Raw genomic sequence first — 17,498 nt, 5'->3', positions numbered from 1 at the left:
AGATGTCTGACACGCCCGTACCGTCTTCCCCATGACCGCAACCACCGGCCGCGCAGGCCGTCGCGAATGGACCGGCCTGGCCGTCCTCCTGCTCCCGACCCTCGTCCTCGCCATGGACATGGGCGTGCTCTTCTTCGCCGTCCCCTTCATCTCCACCACGCTGGCGCCCAGCGGCACCCAGCAGCTGTGGATCATGGACGTGTACTCGTTCCTGCTCGCCGGGCTGCTCATCACCATGGGCTCGCTGGGGGACCGGATCGGCCGCCGCCGGCTGCTGATGATCGGCGCCGCCGGCTTCATCGGCGCCTCGCTGCTGGCCGCCCGGGCCGACACCGCCGGCCAGCTGATCGCCGCCCGCGCCCTGCTCGGCGTCGCCGGGGCCACCGTGATGCCCTCGACGCTCGCGCTGATCCGCAACATGTTCCACGACCCCAAGCAGCGGCAGATCGCCCTCGGCGCCTGGGGCGGCGTCCTCACCGCCGGCGCCACCCTCGGCCCGGTCGCCGGCGGCCTGCTGCTCGACCACTTCTGGTGGGGCTCCGCGTTCCTGATCGCCGTCCCGGTGATGGCCCTGGTGCTGCTCACCGCGCCCGTCCTGCTCCCCGAGTACCGCTCCACCGCCCGCACCGGCCGCTTCGACCTGCCCGGCGCCGCGCTCTCGATGGCCGCGATCCTGCCGCTGGTCTACGGCGTCAAGACCCTCGCCGTGGACGGCTGGAGCCCGCTGCCCGCCCTCGCCGTCCCGGCCGGCCTGCTGCTGGCCGCCGCGTTCGTCCGGCGCCAGCGCACCGCCGCCGACCCGCTGATCGACCTCGGCCTGTTCCGGATCCGCACCTTCAGCGGCGCGATCAGCGTCAACACCATCGCGATGTTCGCGATGATGGGCTTCTCCCTCTTCACCTCGCAGTACCTGCAGCTGGTCAAGGGCATGAGCCCGCTCACCGCCTCGCTCTGGTCGCTGGTGCCCAGCGTCGGCGTCGGCGCGGCCGTCGGCACCAGCTCGGCGCTGGCCGGCAAGGTCCGTCCGGCGGCCCTGATGGGCGGCGGGTTCCTGGTCGGAGCGGCGGGCTTCGCGATGATGACGCAGGTCGGCGCGCACTCCCCGCTGGCGCTCATCCTCGTCGCGGCGGGCGTCCTCGCCGCCGGCACCGTCGGCACCATGACCATGACCGCCGAAATGGTCGTCTCCGCCGCCCCCGCCGAGCAGGCCGGCGCCGCCTCCGCCACCTCCGAGACCGCCGTCGAACTCGGCAGCTCGCTCGGCATCGCCCTGCTCGGCGCGGCCGGCGCCGCCGTCTACCGCCACCAGCTGGACGGCGCCCTCCCGGCAGGCGTCGACGGCGAGGCCGCCCGGGCCGCCCAGGACACCCTCGGCGGCGCGGTCACCGTCGCCGGCCACCTGCCCGGCCGGATCGGCACGGACCTGCTGGAGACCGCCCGGGCCGCCTTCACCGACGGCCTGCACGTCGCCGCGGTGGTCGGCCTGGTCTTCGCCCTCGGCGCCGCCCTGCTGGCCTACCGCCTGATGCGCCACCTCCCCGCCGCCGCCCCGGCCCCCGAGGCCGCAGCCGAGGCCGTCACCGTCTGACCCACCCGGCCCGGTCCACGCGAGTCATCGAGAGCCCCCGCCCCCTCGGGCGGGGGCTCTGCGCCGTTCCCGCCGGCCCTACCGGTGCCGGTAGACCTCACGACGGTTGCCGACCGCCATGACCCAGACGATCAGCACCCCGTCCTCGACGGTGTACAGCACCCGGTAGTCCCCCACCCTCAGCCGCCACCGGGCTTGGTGCCCCTGGAGCGACTTGATGTCGAAGCCCGAGGTGTCGCCGACGTCCAGCGCCTTCTGCAACTCTGCGAGGCGGTGCAGGATGCGGACAGCGTCCGGCCTGGGCACCTTGAGAAGATCCCGTTGCGCGCCAGGACTGAACCGCGTGACATACCCCATCGCGCTCAGCCGTGGTGTTCGCGGAGCATGGCGGCCATTTCCTCCAGCGACACGGAGCCTTCGAGGCCCTCTGCCTCCGCCTCGTCCGCAAGGCGGTTCAGCCACTCGTCCTCGGCCTGCTCGGCGACTTCCCGCAGACGCTGGTACTCAGCGATGTCGATCACCACCGCCTCCTGCCGACCGCGCCTCGTGATGATCGTCGGAGTCTCGTCACGTCGGGCCCGGTCGATCACATCCGCGAGATGGCTCCGGACCTCGGCCATCGACTCGATCACTGGCTCGCTCATGACGTCAATGTAGCAGTTGTACATCTGTTACTTATCGAGTCCGGCGGGCGGGAGGGTCCACCTGGGGGTGGAGGGCGGGGCATCCACCCCCGGGGGCGTGCACCGGCGGCCCCCGGGGAGGACCGTGAAGGGGTACCTGGCCCGTCCCTCCTCTTCGCCGGGAGCCGCCGTATGCCCCTGACCACCCTGCTCTCCCTCCTCGGCATGCTCTGCTGGGTCGGCTACGAGCTGATGCTGCGCCGCCGCGAGGACTCCGCCGCCGGCACCTGGCGCGCGGACGACCGCGACCGCGGCTCGACCCGGCTGCTGCTCGCCTGCTACGCCGCCGCGGTGCTGGTCGTGGTGCTGTTCGGCCGCGCCGGGATCGGCGAACTGCCGCCCTGGGCCCGCTGGTCCGGGATCGCGCTGATCGCCGCCGGGCTGGCCCTGCGGGCCTGGGGCATGCGCACCCTGGGCCGCTACTACACCCGCACCCTGCGCACCGTGGACACCCAGCGCGTCGTCCGCAGCGGCCCGTACCGGCAGATCCGCCACCCCGGCTACGCCGGCAGTCTGCTGGTCTGGACGGGCTACGCGCTCGGCCTGGGCAGCTGGCCGGCGGCCCTGCTGGTGCCGGCGCTGCTGCTCGGCGCGTACGGCTGGCGGATCACCGCCGAGGAGCGGCTGCTGCTGGCCGCTTTCGGGCCGGAATACGCGGAATACCGGCGGACGTCGAAACGACTCGTGCCCTTCGTGTACTGAGCCGCCGCCGATCGGGCGGTGGCCGGCTGCGGCCCCGGCGACGGAACGGAAGGGGCCGGAGGGACGGGTGCTGCGCGGCGCGGTGCCGTCCGGGCCGGTCACGGGTGCGCGAGCCGGACCGGGTCGGCTGCGGCCCCCGCCGCGGGCGCTCGCGTTCCGCTCGAACGGCACCTGCTTTTTGGCCAGCGTTTCCCGGCCGGTGTATCCGTTCGCCGTCGTCGCCAGGCATACTGGCCAGCACGGGCGCTCGCCCACCCTTGACTCTAGACAAGAAGGGACCGGTGGCCAGGGATGCTGCGGAACGGTCTTGAGCCCTGGCACCTCCTGGTGGTGCTGGCGATCGTCATCCTGCTGTTCGGGTCGAAGAAGCTGCCGGAGATGGCCCGCGGCCTCGGCAAGTCGATGCGCATCCTGAAGGCGGAGACGAAGGCGCTGCGCGAGGACGAGGCCCCGGCGGCGGACGCCGCGCAGAGCGCCGGCACCGCGCAGAGCACCGCCGCCCCGCAGCCGGCCGCCACGACCCCGCCGGCCGTCACGCCGACCAACGTGACCAAGGCCACCGAGACGAAGCGGCCCGAGACGGCCGTCTGAGTCCCGCTCTCCTCCGGAAGCCCCCGGTACCGTCCGATGACGGTGCCGGGGGCTTCTGCTGCATCCGGGCTGCTCACGGCCCTCCCGACTGGCCGTCCGATCTGATCCGTTATCTCCTGGTATGCACCCACCGGAGGAACGGAGTCGCGGCATGCCCACCGACGAACCGGGCGACGAGCCGCCCACCAGACCACCCGCCGGACCACCCGCCGGACCGCCGGGCGAGCCCCCCGGCGAACCGCCTGCCGGATCGCCCGACGAGCTGGCCGACCTGCGGGCCCGGCTCAGCGCCGCCGAGGCCCACCAGGCGCAGCTCACCCGGCAGTTGGCGACCCGTCCGGACCGCCACCGGGTGCGCTCCCTCTTCGCCGTCCTGCTGATCCTGCTGGCCTGCGTGCTGACCCCGCTGAGCGCCGTCGCGGTGTGGGCGAGGTCGGAGATCGGCGACACCGACCGGTACGTCGCGACCATGGCCCCGCTGGCCAGGGACCCTGCGGTCAGGGCGGCCGTCACCAACCGGGTCACCGACGAGGTCGTGGCGCGGATCCCGGTCGACTCGCTGCTCGACACCATCGCCCCCGACGACCGGCCCAAGCTCGGCGCGCTGCTGAACGGCATCGGCCAGGCCCTCACCGACGGGCTCACCGGCTTCGTCCGCAACCAGGTCCAGCGGGTGGTGGACAGCGACGCCTTCGCCACCCTCTGGACGGACGTCAACCGGCAGGCGCACACCGCGATCGACCGGATGCTGACCGGGCAGGGCGGCGGCGCCGTCGAGGTCAGGAACGACACCGTGGTGCTCGACCTCGCCCCGGTGATCGCCCGGGTGAAGACCGCGCTGGTCGACAACGGGCTCGCGCCGGCCGCGAGGATCCCGGAGATCCACACCTCGTTCACGCTGGTGCAGTCCGACGCCATCCCCAAGGTCCGCACCGGCCTGCGGCTGCTGGACCTGGCCGGCTTCTGGATGCCGGTGCTCACGCTGGTCTGCGCGGTCGGCGGGGTGCTGCTCGCGGTCCGGCGGCGCCGGGCGGTGGTCACGGCGGCGCTGGGGATGGCCGCCGGGGCGCTGCTGCTGGGCATCGGGCTGAGCGTGTTCCGGGCCGTCTACCTGGACGGGCTCCCCGCCGGGGTGGACCAGGCGGCCGCCCAGGCGGTGTACGACGCGCTGGTGCGCTACCTGCGCTCCGCCGTCCGGGTGGTGATCGCGCTCGGCCTGGTCGTCGCGCTCGGCGCCTGGATCAGCGGCGGCGGCCGCTGGGCCCGCACCGCGCGCGGCGGCTGGCACGCGGGGCTCGGCGCGGCCCGGAGCACCGCCGAACGGGCCGGGCTGCGGCTCGGGCCGGTCGGGCGGTTCGTCCACCGCTGGAAGGCCTGGCTGGGCTGGACGGCGGTCGCGGTCGCGGCACTGGTGTTCGTGCTGTGGAGCTATCCGACGGTGCTGGTGACGCTCTGCCTGGCGCTCGCGCTGGTCGCCGTCCTGGCCCTGCTGGAACTGCTGGACGAACCCGGCCGACCGGACGGAGGAGCCCCGGCCTCCGCCTGAGGGGCGGTCGGCGGCGGCCAGTGCCGCGGCCGCCGACACGCCCCCGGACGGCGCAGCCCGGGACGCGGCCGGCCCGGCGCGGCCGCAGGCTGGACGCGATGTCCGGAAGCCAGCCACCACCACCGCAAGGCCGGGTCGACCCGCGGTCCGCGCTCTGGCTGCTGGGCGCCTGCACCGCGCTGATCCTCGCGTACTGGGCCCTCCCCCTGCGCCTGCTCGGCTACCGCCACCCCGTCCTCAGCTGGTTCGTGTTCGTCGCCGCGCTGGTCGGCCTGACCGGCCTGCTGCTGGCGAAGACCACCGCCGTGCTGCGGGGCGACGCGAAGCGCCCGGTGGTCTGGCTGACCTTCCTGATCTTCCTCGCGATGACCATCTTCGCCGCGACCTACTACGTCATGGCCGCCCGCCCGGGTGAGTTCGAGGGGCTGGTCACCCGGCTCGACGCCCTGTACTTCACCGTCGTCACCCTGGCCACCGTCGGCTACGGCGACATCACCCCGGCCGGGCAGGCGCCCCGCCTCGTGGTGATCCTCCAGCTCGGGTACACCTTCGTCTTCCTCGCCACGGCGGCGGGGACGCTGTCGCGGGCGATCCGGGCGAACGTCGAGACCCGGAGCCACCGCAAGCCGTGACGTCGTCCACAGGCTGTGGACGACGCGCCCGATCGGTCAGGATTCGAGAAGCACGCCCGCGCGGCCACACCTAGCATCGGCGCCATGGACATCACCATTCACACCAGCGTCCTCCCGCACGACGACCCGGACGCGTCCCTGGTCTTCTACCGCGACGTCCTCGGCTTCGAGGTCCGCGGCGACGTCGGGCAGGGCAGGATGCGCTGGATCACCGTCGGCCCCGCCGACCGGCCCGACACCTCCATCCTCCTGGCGCCGCCGGCCGTCGACCCCGGGGTCACCGAGGACGAGCGCCGCACCATCGCCGAGATGATGGCCAAGGGCACCTACGGCTGGATCCTGCTGGCCACCCGGGACCTCGACGACACCTTCCGGACGGTGCGGGCCGGCGGCGCCGAGGTCGTCCAGGAGCCGACCGAGCAGCCGTACGGCATGCGCGACTGCGCCTTCCGCGACCCCGCCGGCAACCTGATCCGCATCCAGGAGCTGCGCTGAGCCGTCCGGCCGCGCGCCGAACCGCCGCGCCGGCGTCGGACGGGGCCTGAGGCCCGGCGTCACCAGTCCTGGTTGTCGGCGGCCGTGGCGTGCAGGGTGATCAGCAGGGCGCCGAGGCGGGCGTTCCAGTTGGCGTAGGTGGGGCCGTCGATGGCGTGCTTCTTGGCCAGGTCGCGGATCACCTTCTGGGCGTCCTTGAGCTCCTGGGCCGCGTCGTCCGGATTGCCCTCGTTGAGGCGGGCGGAGGCGTCGTCGAGGATGCGCAGCAGCTGCGCCTGGCGGTCGTGCTCCTTGCCCCCGACCGGGGCCTGGACGACGGCCTGGCGGAAGGCGTTGAGCTGGAGGGCCGCCCCCTGGTTGCCGGGGGCGCCGGGGTTGGGGGCCGTGGGGAGGCCGGCCGGGGTGGTGGGGGCCGCGGTGGTGGGTGTCGGGGTCGCCGCGGGGGTGGACGGGCGGGCCGGGGTGCTGGGCGCGGCGGCCGGGGTGCTGGGGGCCGTGGCCGGGGTACTGGGGGCCGTGGCCGCCGGCGGCTTGGTGGTAGCGGGGGCGGCGGCGTTGCCGGCGGGCTCGTCCAGGGCGGCGACGACCAGGGCGGTGACACCGGCGAGTCCGGCCACGCCCAGTGCGCCGAGGACGAGGGGCCTGCTGCGGCGGCGGTTGCGGCCGGCGGGCGCGGGCGGGCCCTGCCGGACGGGCGCCATCAGCGAAGTGGCCGGCGGGGCCGGCGGGACGGGTGCCATCAGCGAGGTGACGGCCGGGGCCTGCGGCGGCAGCAGGGTGGTGTGCTGCTGGTTGGGGTTCACCGGCCTGACGGGCGGCAGCAGTTGGGTGGCGGCGGCGGTGGCGAGGAGTTCCGCCGTCGGGTCGCCGACCGCCAACCCGGGGATGGTGGAGAGGAGTTCCGCACGCGCCGCGACGGCGTCGGCCGGTCGGTCGCCGGGGTTCTTGGCGAGCAGGCGCAGCACGGCCGCGTCCAGCGCGGGCGGCAGGCCGGGGCGGCGGTAGGACGGCGGCAGGGGCTGCTCGCTGACGTGCTTGAAGGCGATCGCCACCGGGGTCTCGGCGGTGAACGGGGTCTCGCCGGTGAGCATTTCGGTGAGCACGCAGCCGACCGCGTAGAGATCGGTGCGGCCGTCCAGGGCCGAGGCGGTGGCCTGCTCGGGCGACAGGTAGGCGGCCGTACCGAGCACGCTCGCCGTCTGGGTCAGGTTGCTGGACGAACCGGCCCGGGCGATGCCGAAGTCGACGACCTTCACCCCGCCGTCGTCGGTGATCATGATGTTGCCGGGTTTGATGTCCCGGTGGACCAGCCCGGCCGCGTGCGCGACCGCCAGCGCCTCGCAGACCGCCGCCGCGATGCCGACGGCGCGTTCCACCGGCAGGCCCGGCTGCTGCACCAGCACGGCGGCGAGCGAACGGCCGTGGACGAGCTCCATGACGATGAACGGCGTGCCCTGGTCGACGCCCGAGTCGAAGACCATGACGATCCTCGGGTGCACCAGCATCGCCGCGTGCTGCGCCTCGCGGCTGAACCGCTCGGCGAAGCGGGGGTCGTCGGCGAGTCCCCCGTTGAGGACCTTGACGGCCACCTGGCGGCCCAGCACGTGGTCCAGCCCGCGCCAGACGGTGGCCATGCCGCCGACGCCGAGTATCTCGACGAGTTCGTAACGCCCGTTCAGCGCCCGTCCGATCACCTGGAACTCCCCTCACGTGCCGTGCCCGGTGTTCCGGACCGCCTCGTGCACCTGTGCACGATAGCCGCACCGCCGGACCGCACCGCCGGGGGCGGGGAGGCGGTCGGGGGACCGGGCAGCGGTCCCCCGGCCGCCGGCGCGGGGGTGCGACCCGCCCTGACTGCGGGAGGGCGGGCCGCACGTTCCAGGCCGACCGGGCCGGCGGCGCGTCCGGGGTGAGCGCCTGCCGGGCCGGCCGGGGCCGACCGGGCGGCCGGGCGGCACGGGGAGCCGACCGGCCACCCGGGGTCTTCGGGTGGTACTGACGAGCGGTACTGCGGGTACTGCCGGTGGTGCGGTCCGGGTGGGCGGCGAGCCCGGGGGGAGTCGCTCGCCGCCCACCCGGAGTTCCTGGGTTACCTCCGGCCCGACTGGCTGTCGTCGGAACGGTCGGTCCTGCTCGGGCGGACGTCGGGCAGGGGTGGCGCGGACGGCGGCGCCGGGACGGTCACGCCGGACCGGCCGGGCCTGGTCCCGTTGCCGCCGTCGCCCTTGTCCTGGCCGTTGCCGTTGCCGTTGTCCTTGCCCTTGTCCTTGTTCTTGCTCTTGTCCTGACCGTTGCCCCGGCCGTCCTCGGCGTTCCCGTTCCCCCTGCCCGCGCCCGCTCCGGGGCCGGGGGTGGTGCGGCCGGGGTCGTGGGGCTGCGCGGCGGCACCCGGGTGGTCGTCGCCCTCGTCGCCGAGCACCTCCGCGCAGTAGTCCGCCACCTTCTCCGCCCCGCCGGCCGCCGCGATCAGCGGGCCGAACCGCGGCTCGGTGGCCGGTGAGCGTTCGCCCCGGCCCGGCCAGTCGGCGAAGCCGTGGCAGAGGGCGACCAGTCCGGGCGCGAGCGGCCGGGCGCCGTGCCCCTCCGCGTCGCCGTCGCCGTCGGTATCGGCGGAGGGGGTGCCGGGCTTCGGGGCGGTGGACGGCCCGACCAACTGCGGGCCGCCCGAGGCGGAGCCGCCGCCGGAGGGGCGGACGGGCGGGGTGCCGGGCGCGGCACTGTCGGGCGAGGTGTCGGACGAACCGGCGGACGCATCGGCGGACGCATCGGCGGACGCGGTGCCGGGCGCACTGCCGGAGGGCCCGCCCGCGGCGGCGAGCGCGTGCTCGGGTGCGCCGGACCCTCCGCCCAGCGGGGACGGCAGGTTGCCGGTGCCGGCGGCGACCGCGACCCCGCACAGCGCGGTGGCGCCGAGCACGGCGGCAGTGGCCTTCGTGCTGAAGGCCCTAGCCAGCGCGGCGGTTGCCATCGATCGTCTCCGGACGGGTGTGGTCACTACGGGGTCGGGCGTGAGACGCGCCTCCCGGAACGCGGTCAGGGCGGCCTGCTCCCCGGCCAGTTCGTCGGCCGTCGCCGGGGCGGCGGCCGCGGCGAGGATCCGGGCGAGCGGCCCGGGACCGCCGTCCGGTCCGGTGAGCGAGGCGTCCTGCCCGGCCGGCGGGCCGCCCACGGCACCGCCGAGCAGATGCTCGGCAGCGTCACGGTCGATCCGACGGGATCGGTTGGTGCTCATCTCATGTCCTTCAGCGTCGCGGCCCGGCGGTCTGTCACACCTTGCGGAGAACTTTTTCCCGCAGGCTTTCCCGCGGGTTTCCCCGTGGGCTTCCCGGCGACCTTGCCCGCGGTTTCCTCGACGGGTTCCTCGACGGGTTCCTCGGTACGACGCCGACCGGGCCGGCCGGGCCGCCGCACGGCCGGTTCGGCCTCGCGCGCGGCGGGGATCCCCACCCCGGCCGCGAAGGACTGCTCCAGCAGCGTGGCCAGTTTCCGCAGCCCCCGGTGGGCGGCCATCCGGACGCTGCCGGCCCGCTTGCCGAGCACCCGGGCGGCGCTCTCGGCGTCCAGTTCCATGACCACCCGCAGCAGGACGGCCTCGGCCTGGTCGCGCGGCAGCCGGGAGATCAGCGCCAACGCGTCGGCGGTGCCGACGGTGGCCAGCGCGGCGCCCGCGGTGTCGTCCCCGGCGGCCAGCCCGGCCAGGTACTCGAAGGGCAGGTCGGCGACCGGGCGGCGGCGCCGGGCGCGCAGGTGGTCGAGCGCGCGGTGGCGCGCGACGGTGGCGGCCCAGCCGCGGAAGCCGTCCCCGTCACCGGAGAAGCCGCCCAGGTCGCGGGCGATCTGCAGCCAGGTCTCGGAGGCGATGTCCTCGGCGTCCTGGGCGTCCTCGGGACGGCCGCCGACCAGGACCCGCAGGTAGCGCAGCAGGCCGGGCTGGACGGTCCGGAACAGCAGCCGGAACGCCTCGTCGTCCCCGGCCTGGGCGGCCCGGACGGCCTCGGTCAGATCGGCGGGAGCGGGGGCCCGGCCCGCTGGCGGGCCGACGGAAGGGACTGGTCCGGACCGGCCGACGGGGCTGCCGGTGCCCGCTCCGGGGCGCTCTGCACTCTGCACCCGCCACATCATGGGCCATCCGGGCGAACGCGGCCCCGCGAGCCGGGAGAAGTCGCAGGTCGGAGCGATTGTCACGGCCCGCCCCATGACAGCTGTCACGCGGATCCCGCAACGGACGACACTGCTCTGACGGAGGGTCGGACGGAAACACTGGAGGCACGACGCGGGCAGCGGCCCGCGGCCACCAGCAGGGAAGGAACCCGCCGTGAACCGGACCGTCACCATCACCGCCGCGACCACCGCCGAGGCCGGCGCCACCCCGAACCCGTCGGCCTCGGGGCTCCGCCCGCTCGCCATCGACGTGGTCGCCCCGCTGGCCGGCTACTACCTGCTGCACTCGGTCTGCGACCTGAGCGTGTTCGCCGCCCTGGCGTGGAGCAGCGCCATCCCGGCCGCCCGGACCGTGCTCGGCCTGCTGCGCGAGCGCAGGCTCAACCTGTGGGCCGCGCTGATGCTGGTCGTGAACCTGGCGGGTCTGGCGCTCACCTTCGTCACCGGCGACGCCCGGCTGATGATCGCCAAGGACGGCGGGCTGAGCGGCACCGTGGCGCTGGCCATCCTGTTCTCGGCGCTGGTCGGCCGGTCGGTGATGACCCCGGTGCTGATGCCCTTCCTCACCAAGGGCAAGCACGACCGGGCCGCCGCCTGGCAGCGGCTGGTCGAGGGCCGGGCGGCCAGCTCCCGGGCCTTCCAGCGCCACGAGCGGGTGTTCGCGGGCGTCTGGGGCACCGCGCTGCTGGCCGACTGCGTCGCCCGGGTGGTCGGCGCCTTCACCCTGCCGGTGGCGACCATGGCCTGGCTGTCCACCGCGTTCGCGATCGCCGCGATCGCGGCCGGCGCGGTGCTCGGTCGGATCGCGGCCGAGCCGATGGAGAAGCTGGTCGCGGCCGAGACCGAAGCCCCGACCGCCGCCTGACCTCGCCTGCCGCCCACCTGCCGCCCGGGGGAGCACCACCGCCCCCGGACGGCGCCCGTACCGGCCGCAACGCCGGGTGTCGGCGATCCGAACGGCACGGAACCATCCGGATCTCCCGCGAGTCCTTCATAACGAGGGGGTAACGGGACCCCCGGTCGAGGAAACGGGGCCCCCATGAACCGGACGCACGCGCTGACCACCACCGAGGACCGCACCCTCGTGTGGGACGGCTGCCTGAACGTCCGCGACCTGGGCGGACTGCCCACCGCCTCCGGCCGGCCCACCGCCCGCGGGGCGATAGTCCGGGCGGACAACCTGGACCGCCTCACCGCCGAGGGCCGGGACGCCCTCCTCGACCACGGTGTCCGCACCGTGGTCGACCTGCGCAACGCCGAGGAGTACAAGCCGCTCCTCCCGCTCCCCGAGGGCGTCGAGCTGATCCGCGTCCCGCTGGACGAACTCGCCGGCCCCGCCTGGTGGGAGGCCTACGGCCGGCTGGACGGCACCCCGCTCGTGCTCCGCCCCTACCTGGACCACTGCCCGCACGCCGCCGCCGCGCTGATCGCCGCCATCGCCGGGGCCCGACCCGGCGGCCTGGTCGTGCACTGCGGCGCCGGCCGCGACCGCACCGGCCTGGCGGCCCTGCTGCTGCTCGCCCTGGCCGGCGTCGAACGGGCCGCGATCGTCGAGGACTACCAGCTCAGCGGCCCCAACGTCCGCCCGCTGTACGGGATGCTGGGCCTGCCGGACCAGTACCACCGGATCGACGCGGTGCTCGCCGAGGCCGGCACCACCGCCGAAGCCGCCCTGGCGGACGCACTGGAGGGCCTCGACCCGGCGGGCTACCTGCTCGCCGCCGGGGCCACCCCCGCCGAGGTCGCCGCCGTCCGGGCCCGGCTGCTGCCCGCCGCGTAGCGGCCACCGGCCGGGCCGGCACCCGCAACTCGACCACCCGGGGCTCGATTTCGCGAGACAGCCCGGCCCCGGGCAGGGCCAGGGCCCGCGGCCCGCCCGTCGGAGGCCTCCGTTCCGCAGGGTCACCGAGGACTGCTCGCACATATCGTCAACCGACGGTTGACGACCCAGGATCGACAACCTACGGTTGACGCATGGAGAATCCCGTCGTTCCCAACACCACTCCGCTGCGCCTCGACGACCTGATCGCCGCGATCAAGAAGGTCCACCCCGACGCGCTCGACCAGTTGTCCGACGCGGTCATCGCCGCCGACCACCTCGGCGACCTCGCCGACCACCTGATCGGCCACTTCGTCGACCAGGCCCGGCGCTCCGGCGCCTCCTGGACCGACATCGGCCGCAGCATGGGCGTCAGCAAGCAGGCCGCCCAGAAGCGGTTCGTCCCCAAGGACCCGGGCACCCCCGCCGACCTCGACCCCAGCCAGGGCTTCGCCCGGTTCACCGACCGGGCCCGGAACGTCGTGATGGCCTCGCAGGAGGAGGCCAGGGCGGCCGGCAACGCCGAGATCACCGCCGAACACCTCCTGCTCGGCCTGCTCGCCGAACCGGAGGGCATCGGGCTCAAGGCGCTCGCCGCCCAGGGCGTCACCCCGGAGGCCGTCCGGGAGGCGACCGCCGCCGTCCTGCCGGCCGCCGCCGAGCAGGTGCCCGCGCTGATCCCGTACGACGCGCAGGGCAAGAAGGCGCTGGAACTGACCTTCCGTGAGGCGCTGAAGCTCGGGCACAACTTCGTCGGTACCGAGCACATCCTGCTCGCCCTGCTGGAGCTGGAGAACGGCTCGGGCGTGCTCGCCGGACTCGGCGTCGAGAAGTCCGAGGCGGAGACCTTCGCCTCCGAGGCCGTCAAGGCCGTCATCGCCGCCCGGAACGCCGAGCAGGCGTGAGACGGGGCCCGGCCCCGGGCGGAACTCCCGTCCGGGGCCGGCCGGTTGGACCGGGGCTGGATTCAGAAGCCGGAGACGGGCGTGGTGACGATCCGCACCCGGCCGTCGACGGCCGCCTCCAGAGCCGCCCGCAGCCGGAGCGAGCGGGCCGGGCCCAGGAGTTCCAGCGCCTCCTCGACGGTGGCCCACTGGTGCCGGTCCAGTTCACCGGCCGGGACGGTCACGGGGGTGCCGTCCGGGACGGTGCCGAAGTCGAACATCAAGTGCTGCGCCGGGTGGTCGAGTTCGGCCGAGGGGTGGGTCCAGGAGACGGCCAGCAGCTCCCCGGTCGCCCGGACGATGCCGGTCTCCTCCAGCAGCTCCCGCGAGGCGCACTCCACCGGGCCCTCACCGAGGTCGATCGTGCCGCCCGGGAACTGCCAGTACTCGCGGTACCCGGCCTTCACGATCAGGATCCGACCGGACTCGTCCCGCAGCAGGCAGCCCGCCGCCGCGTAGATCCTGGGCAGGGACGCCAACCATTCCTCGCGGGACTTCAAGGGCTCAGCCGTCACTGCGATCCTCCTGGGGCACGGTGGTTCTGCACCGCCCACTCTGCCACCGACCCGCCCCGGGCCGTCAGTTCAGCGCCGGGCGGCGAGGTGCTCGACCAGGCGGTCGAAGCTGGAGTCGAGACCGGCCCGGGCCTCCGGACCGCAGTACATCGCCGGCACCTCGGTCTGGTGCAGGACCACCTCGGTGCGGCCGTCGCCGAGGTCCTTGAAGGTCATCGTGGAGCGCAGGCCCACGCTCTCCTCGACCAGGGCGATCAGCTCGCCCGGGTGGATCCCGGTGATCTCGGCGCGCATCGGGTACTCGTCGCCGGTCGCGTCGATGATCATGGTGCTGTCGTAGCGCCCGCCCACCCGAGGCTCGATGGTGACGGTGTCCAGCTCGACGTGGGTGCCGACCGGGCCCCAGAAGCGGACGAACTGCTCGGGCTCGACGTAGGCGCGGAACACGGCGTCCGGGGCGGCCGGCAGCTCGCGGGTGATGGTCAGCTCGCCCAGGTTCTCGGTCATGGTGTCGTCCTTCGTGATCGCGGCGCCACGGTGGCGCTTTCACAGGAGTAGACCGAGGGCGCGACCGAAACTCATCGCTCCACGCGGAAGTTCTTCCGAGAGGTTCCGCCGGAGCCGATGAGCCCGAGCCGCCGGGCCGGTCCAAGCAGCATGGACACCACGCCGAAGCCCCCGACCGCCCCCGCCCTGACCTGTGACCTGGGCGCGCTGACCGCGCCCGACCTGGCCGTCGTCGACGCCCTCGCCCGGCTGCGGCTCGCCGCCGCGCGGCACGGGGTGGACGTGGTGCTGCTGAACACGAGCGGCCCGCTGCGGGAACTGCTCGCGTTCAGCGGGCTCGCGGCCCAGCTGCCGGGGGGCGTGGACCCCCTCGGCCTCCGGCGGCCCGGACAGGACCTACTCGGCGGCCAGCCGGGGCGGGAGGCCGAACAGCGGGAAGAGCACGTCGGTGTCCAGGAAGCTGGTGAACCCGGTGATCCGGCCCGCTGACACCTCCAGCACGATCAGCGCCCACGGCTCGTACCCGCCCGCCGGGCTCGGCCGGTACTGGGCGAAGGCCGGAGCGCCGTTGGCCGTCACCGGGACCAGCCGGGAGCCGCGGCAGCCGTGGCCCGGGCCGAGCATCCAGGCCCGGATCTCGCCCCGCCCCCGCAGCCACATCGCGTACGGCGGCATGTTGAGCGTGACGTCCTCGTGCAGCAGCGCGGCGAGGCCGTCCATGTCGTACGCCTCGAAGGCGCGGACGTAGCGGTCCAGCAGCGCGCGGTGGTCGGCGTCCAGCGCGGGGGCCGGGCGGGCGGCCGCGCCGTCCCCGGCGAGCACCGCGCGCGCCCGCTGCAGCGCGCTGTTCACCGAGGCCACCGTCACGCCGAGCAGTTCGGCCACCTCGGCGGCCTTCCAGCCGAGCACCTCGCGCAGGATCAGCACGGCCCGCTGCCGGGGCGCGAGGCGCTGCAGCACGGCGACGAAGGCCAGCTTCACCGACTCGCGCCGGGCCGCCACCTCGGCCGGGTCACCCGTCTCGGGCAGCACCCGGCCGTCCGGCGCGGGGCCGATCCACGTCACCTCGGGCAGTCGGGTGCCGCTCGCGGTGGCCACCGTCACCGGGCCGGCCAGGTCCATCGGGCGGGCCCGGCTGTTGCGGCCGTTCAGCGCGTCCAGGCACACGTTGGTGGCGATCCGGTACAGCCAGGAGCGCAGCGCGGCGCGGCCCTCGAAGCCGCGGTGGCCGCGCCAGGCGCGGACCATCGTCTCCTGCACCGCGTCCTCGGCCTCGAAGACCGAGCCGAGCATCCGGTAGCAGTAGCCCGTCAGCTCCGTCCGGTACCGCTCCAACTGGAGCTCGACCGGCTCCTCCGTGATCAGGTCGGCCATGGTGCGCCCCCGTCGTCCCGCCCCGTGCTGGTGAACGGCACGAAGGTACTCCAGCCCACCGACAACGCCCCGGCGCGGCCCCGCACCGACCGCGAACCACTCCGGACCTCGCCCCCGAGCACGCGGCGGGGGCGGGCGCCGGAACGCGGCGCCCGCCCCCGGACCCGGGGCCGCTCAGTGGGCGGAGTGCTTCTCCGCGCCGCGGTGCCGGTGGCCCTTGAGCTCGGCGTGCATCGACGGGGCGGCGTGCCCCGCCGAGGCCGCCTGGTCGCGGCCGCCGTGCCGGAAGGCGTCGGGCGCGGCGTACCCGGCGGTGGCGGAGGACATGGCGTCGGCGCTCAGCACCGGCACCAGCCGGGTGGGCGCGGTCGCCATGCCGCGGCGCTCCAGCAGTTCCTGGGTGCCACGGCGGAGCTGGGCAGTGCTGCCCGGTGTTCGCCTGGTCATCGTCGGCCTCCCTTCGGCGGTCACCGGCGGGACGGATGTCGACCGGAGGGGCCGGGGCCGCGCGGGCGTCATGTCCGGATTTTATCCGGGTTTCACCCGGATGCCACCGGAAACGGGCCACGCCCGGACCGGCCCGATCCGCGGGACGCGCCCCGCGCCGGGCCTCAGCCCATGACCTCGTGGACGAAGCACCAGCGCCAGTCCTCGCCCCGCTCGTACGAGCGGATCACCGGATGCGAGGTGTCGTGGAAGTGCGCGGTGGCGTGCCGCTGCGGCGAGAAGTCGCAGCAGCCGATGTGGCCGCAGTCCAGGCAGATCCGCAGGTGCACCCAGTCCCGGCGCCCCTGGGCCAGGCAGTCGGCGCAGCCGTCGGCCGGTGGGAGGGGCGCGATGTCCTGGGGGGCCGCGGCGAGGTCTTCGCAGGCACTCATGCCCGCAGGGTAGTGACGGCCCGGCCGGCCCCGGCCTCAAGACACGCCGCGCGCCCGGTCGGCCTTCCCGGCGCCAGGGTGGTCCTGCCGCACCCGGGAACGCGGGTCCCGGGAGGGCCGCACCGGGGACGCGCACGGCCCTGGGCGAACCCCCGCCCGCCCGCACACAGTTGTCGTCGTCAGCCCCACCACCCTCCCAGGCCCAGGAGCCACCGATGCGCTACCCCGCCCTCGCCGCCCGCACCGCCGTCGTCACCGGAGCCGCCAGCGGCATGGGCGCGGCCACCGCCCGCCTGCTCGCCGCCCACGGCGCCCGGGTCGCCCTGCTCGCCCGCCGCACCGACCGGCTCGACACCCTCGCGGCCGAGCTCACCGCCGCCGGCGGCCAGGCCCTCGCCGTCACCGCCGACATCACCGACCAGGCCTCCGTCGGCGCCGCCGCCGAGGCCGTCCACGACGCCTACGGCCGGGTCGACCTGGTGGTCAACAGCGCCGGCGTGATGCTGCCCAACCCCCTCACCGACGGCCGGACCGACGAGTGGACCCGCATGGTCGACACCAACCTCACCGGCGCCCTGCGGATCATCCACGCCTTCGCCGACGACCTCACCGCGGCCGCCGCCGACGGCCGGGCCGCCGACCTGGTCAACGTCTCCTCCATCGCCTCGCGCGTCGTCTTCCCCAACTACGCCGTGTACAGCGCCACCAAGGCCGCGCTCACCCAGCTGTCCGCCGCCCTGCGCTCCGAACTCAGCCCCCGCGACGTCCGGGTCAGCTCCATCGAGCCCGGCCTGACCGACACCGAACTCGGCGGCCACATCGACAACCCCGCCCTGCGCGAACAGCTCGGCGGCATGTTCGCGGCCATCCCCGCACTCACCGCGGACGACCTCGCCGACCTGATCGCCTACACCGTCAGCCGCCCCCGGCACGTCAACCTGAGCCACACGGTCGTCGTGCCGACCCGGCAGGCGTAGGGCCGCAGGGCCGGTCCCCGGACTCCCCCGATCCGGGCCGGCTTCCGGGCTCCGGCTCCACCATCAGGGGAGGCATGGGAGCATGC

General features: G+C 74.9%; 21 protein-coding genes. 11 read left to right on the top strand and 10 right to left on the bottom strand.

The features are described 5' to 3' along the window. Window positions 1-31 precede the first annotated feature (31 nt). Window positions 32-1,588, top strand: coding sequence for an MFS transporter (locus tag ABT015_RS10495; protein ID WP_350878321.1), 1,557 nt, complete (start codon window positions 32-34; stop codon window positions 1,586-1,588). A 78-nt stretch (window positions 1,589-1,666) separates the two neighbouring features. Here the strand turns inward: ABT015_RS10495 and ABT015_RS10490 are convergent, their stop codons facing one another. After that, window positions 1,667-1,945: a type II toxin-antitoxin system RelE family toxin gene (locus tag ABT015_RS10490; protein WP_063348757.1), complete on the bottom strand. Its 279-nt coding sequence runs from the start codon at window positions 1,943-1,945 to the stop codon at window positions 1,667-1,669. Window positions 1,946-1,950: 5 nt separating this feature from the next. Then, on the bottom strand, window positions 1,951-2,232 hold the full coding sequence (locus ABT015_RS10485; RefSeq protein ID WP_244293429.1) for a type II toxin-antitoxin system Phd/YefM family antitoxin: 282 nt from the start codon (window positions 2,230-2,232) through the stop codon (window positions 1,951-1,953). A gap of 171 nt (window positions 2,233-2,403) precedes the next feature. On the opposite strand from ABT015_RS10485, the gene ABT015_RS10480 reads away from it, so the two are divergent. The 5 genes from ABT015_RS10480 to ABT015_RS10460 all read left to right on the top strand — a co-directional run bounded on the left by ABT015_RS10480 (window position 2,404) and on the right by ABT015_RS10460 (window position 6,237). Continuing rightward, window positions 2,404-2,973: a methyltransferase family protein gene (locus tag ABT015_RS10480; protein ID WP_350878320.1), complete on the top strand. Its 570-nt coding sequence runs from the start codon at window positions 2,404-2,406 to the stop codon at window positions 2,971-2,973. A gap of 291 nt (window positions 2,974-3,264) precedes the next feature. Beyond that, window positions 3,265-3,564 (top strand): Sec-independent protein translocase subunit TatA, encoded by a 300-nt coding sequence (gene tatA, locus ABT015_RS10475; RefSeq protein ID WP_350878319.1) that lies wholly within the window; start codon window positions 3,265-3,267, stop codon window positions 3,562-3,564. A 151-nt stretch (window positions 3,565-3,715) separates the two neighbouring features. Then, a complete protein-coding gene (locus tag ABT015_RS10470) occupies window positions 3,716-5,110 on the top strand; it encodes a hypothetical protein (RefSeq protein WP_350878317.1) in 1,395 nt (464 codons plus the stop codon). Between the two features lie 98 nt (window positions 5,111-5,208). Beyond that, window positions 5,209-5,742: a potassium channel family protein gene (locus ABT015_RS10465; protein WP_350878316.1), complete on the top strand. Its 534-nt coding sequence runs from the start codon at window positions 5,209-5,211 to the stop codon at window positions 5,740-5,742. An 84-nt stretch (window positions 5,743-5,826) separates the two neighbouring features. Continuing rightward, on the top strand, window positions 5,827-6,237 hold the full coding sequence (locus tag ABT015_RS10460; RefSeq protein ID WP_350878315.1) for a VOC family protein: 411 nt from the start codon (window positions 5,827-5,829) through the stop codon (window positions 6,235-6,237). A gap of 59 nt (window positions 6,238-6,296) precedes the next feature. Here the strand turns inward: ABT015_RS10460 and ABT015_RS10455 are convergent, their stop codons facing one another. The 3 genes from ABT015_RS10455 to ABT015_RS10445 all read right to left on the bottom strand — a co-directional run bounded on the left by ABT015_RS10455 (window position 6,297) and on the right by ABT015_RS10445 (window position 10,347). Next, the gene (locus ABT015_RS10455) at window positions 6,297-7,931 is read right to left on the bottom strand and encodes a protein kinase domain-containing protein (protein WP_350878314.1); all 1,635 of its coding nucleotides are present in this window, start codon (window positions 7,929-7,931) and stop codon (window positions 6,297-6,299) included. 395 nt (window positions 7,932-8,326) lie between these two features. Further along, window positions 8,327-9,469 (bottom strand): hypothetical protein, encoded by a 1,143-nt coding sequence (locus ABT015_RS10450; protein WP_350878313.1) that lies wholly within the window; start codon window positions 9,467-9,469, stop codon window positions 8,327-8,329. After that, window positions 9,466-10,347, bottom strand: a complete 882-nt coding sequence (locus tag ABT015_RS10445; RefSeq protein ID WP_502897284.1) for an RNA polymerase sigma factor — start codon at window positions 10,345-10,347, stop codon at window positions 9,466-9,468. Before ABT015_RS10445 ends, ABT015_RS10450 begins: the two co-directional genes overlap by 4 nt. A 205-nt stretch (window positions 10,348-10,552) precedes the next feature. Here ABT015_RS10445 and ABT015_RS10440 point away from each other — a divergent pair, with 205 nt between their 5' ends. From ABT015_RS10440 to ABT015_RS10430, 3 genes are all read left to right on the top strand, one after another. After that, window positions 10,553-11,263: a VC0807 family protein gene (locus ABT015_RS10440; RefSeq protein WP_350878312.1), complete on the top strand. Its 711-nt coding sequence runs from the start codon at window positions 10,553-10,555 to the stop codon at window positions 11,261-11,263. Between the two features lie 174 nt (window positions 11,264-11,437). Next, entirely contained in the window at window positions 11,438-12,178 is a 741-nt protein-coding gene (locus ABT015_RS10435) for a tyrosine-protein phosphatase (protein WP_350878311.1), read from the top strand. 194 nt (window positions 12,179-12,372) lie between these two features. Next, complete coding sequence (locus ABT015_RS10430) at window positions 12,373-13,122, top strand: Clp protease N-terminal domain-containing protein (RefSeq protein ID WP_350878310.1); 750 nt, start codon at window positions 12,373-12,375, stop codon at window positions 13,120-13,122. A gap of 62 nt (window positions 13,123-13,184) precedes the next feature. On the opposite strand, the gene ABT015_RS10425 is transcribed toward ABT015_RS10430, so the two are convergent. Together ABT015_RS10425 and ABT015_RS10420 are read right to left on the bottom strand one after the other, a co-directional pair. Continuing rightward, entirely contained in the window at window positions 13,185-13,676 is a 492-nt protein-coding gene (locus ABT015_RS10425) for an NUDIX domain-containing protein (RefSeq protein WP_350878309.1), read from the bottom strand. A gap of 69 nt (window positions 13,677-13,745) precedes the next feature. Beyond that, window positions 13,746-14,183 carry an SRPBCC family protein gene (locus tag ABT015_RS10420; protein WP_350878308.1) on the bottom strand — a complete coding sequence of 146 codons (438 nt, stop codon included), beginning with the start codon at window positions 14,181-14,183 and terminating at the stop codon, window positions 13,746-13,748. A gap of 150 nt (window positions 14,184-14,333) precedes the next feature. Here ABT015_RS10420 and ABT015_RS10415 point away from each other — a divergent pair, with 150 nt between their 5' ends. Next, a complete protein-coding gene (locus tag ABT015_RS10415) occupies window positions 14,334-14,672 on the top strand; it encodes an STAS domain-containing protein (RefSeq protein ID WP_350878306.1) in 339 nt (112 codons plus the stop codon). Here ABT015_RS10415 and ABT015_RS10410 read toward each other — a convergent pair. The 3 genes from ABT015_RS10410 to ABT015_RS10400 form a co-directional block, all read right to left on the bottom strand. After that, complete coding sequence (locus ABT015_RS10410) at window positions 14,580-15,557, bottom strand: sigma-70 family RNA polymerase sigma factor (protein ID WP_350878304.1); 978 nt, start codon at window positions 15,555-15,557, stop codon at window positions 14,580-14,582. The genes ABT015_RS10415 and ABT015_RS10410 overlap by 93 nt on opposite strands. 174 nt (window positions 15,558-15,731) lie before the next feature. Beyond that, window positions 15,732-16,004 carry a hypothetical protein gene (locus tag ABT015_RS10405; RefSeq protein ID WP_350878303.1) on the bottom strand — a complete coding sequence of 91 codons (273 nt, stop codon included), beginning with the start codon at window positions 16,002-16,004 and terminating at the stop codon, window positions 15,732-15,734. Between the two features lie 164 nt (window positions 16,005-16,168). Beyond that, complete coding sequence (locus ABT015_RS10400) at window positions 16,169-16,435, bottom strand: UBP-type zinc finger domain-containing protein (protein WP_350878302.1); 267 nt, start codon at window positions 16,433-16,435, stop codon at window positions 16,169-16,171. 215 nt (window positions 16,436-16,650) lie between these two features. On the opposite strand from ABT015_RS10400, the gene ABT015_RS10395 reads away from it, so the two are divergent. Further along, window positions 16,651-17,412 (top strand): SDR family oxidoreductase, encoded by a 762-nt coding sequence (locus tag ABT015_RS10395; RefSeq protein WP_350878301.1) that lies wholly within the window; start codon window positions 16,651-16,653, stop codon window positions 17,410-17,412. The last annotated feature ends 86 nt before the right edge of the window (window positions 17,413-17,498 follow it).

Origin of the sequence: Kitasatospora sp. NPDC094016 (assembly GCF_040304045.1) — a bacterium.
Classification (GTDB): Bacteria; Actinomycetota; Actinomycetes; order Streptomycetales; family Streptomycetaceae; genus Kitasatospora.
The sequence above is the reverse complement of the archived record's forward strand: the minus strand, read 5'-3'. Positions and strand labels throughout refer to the sequence as shown.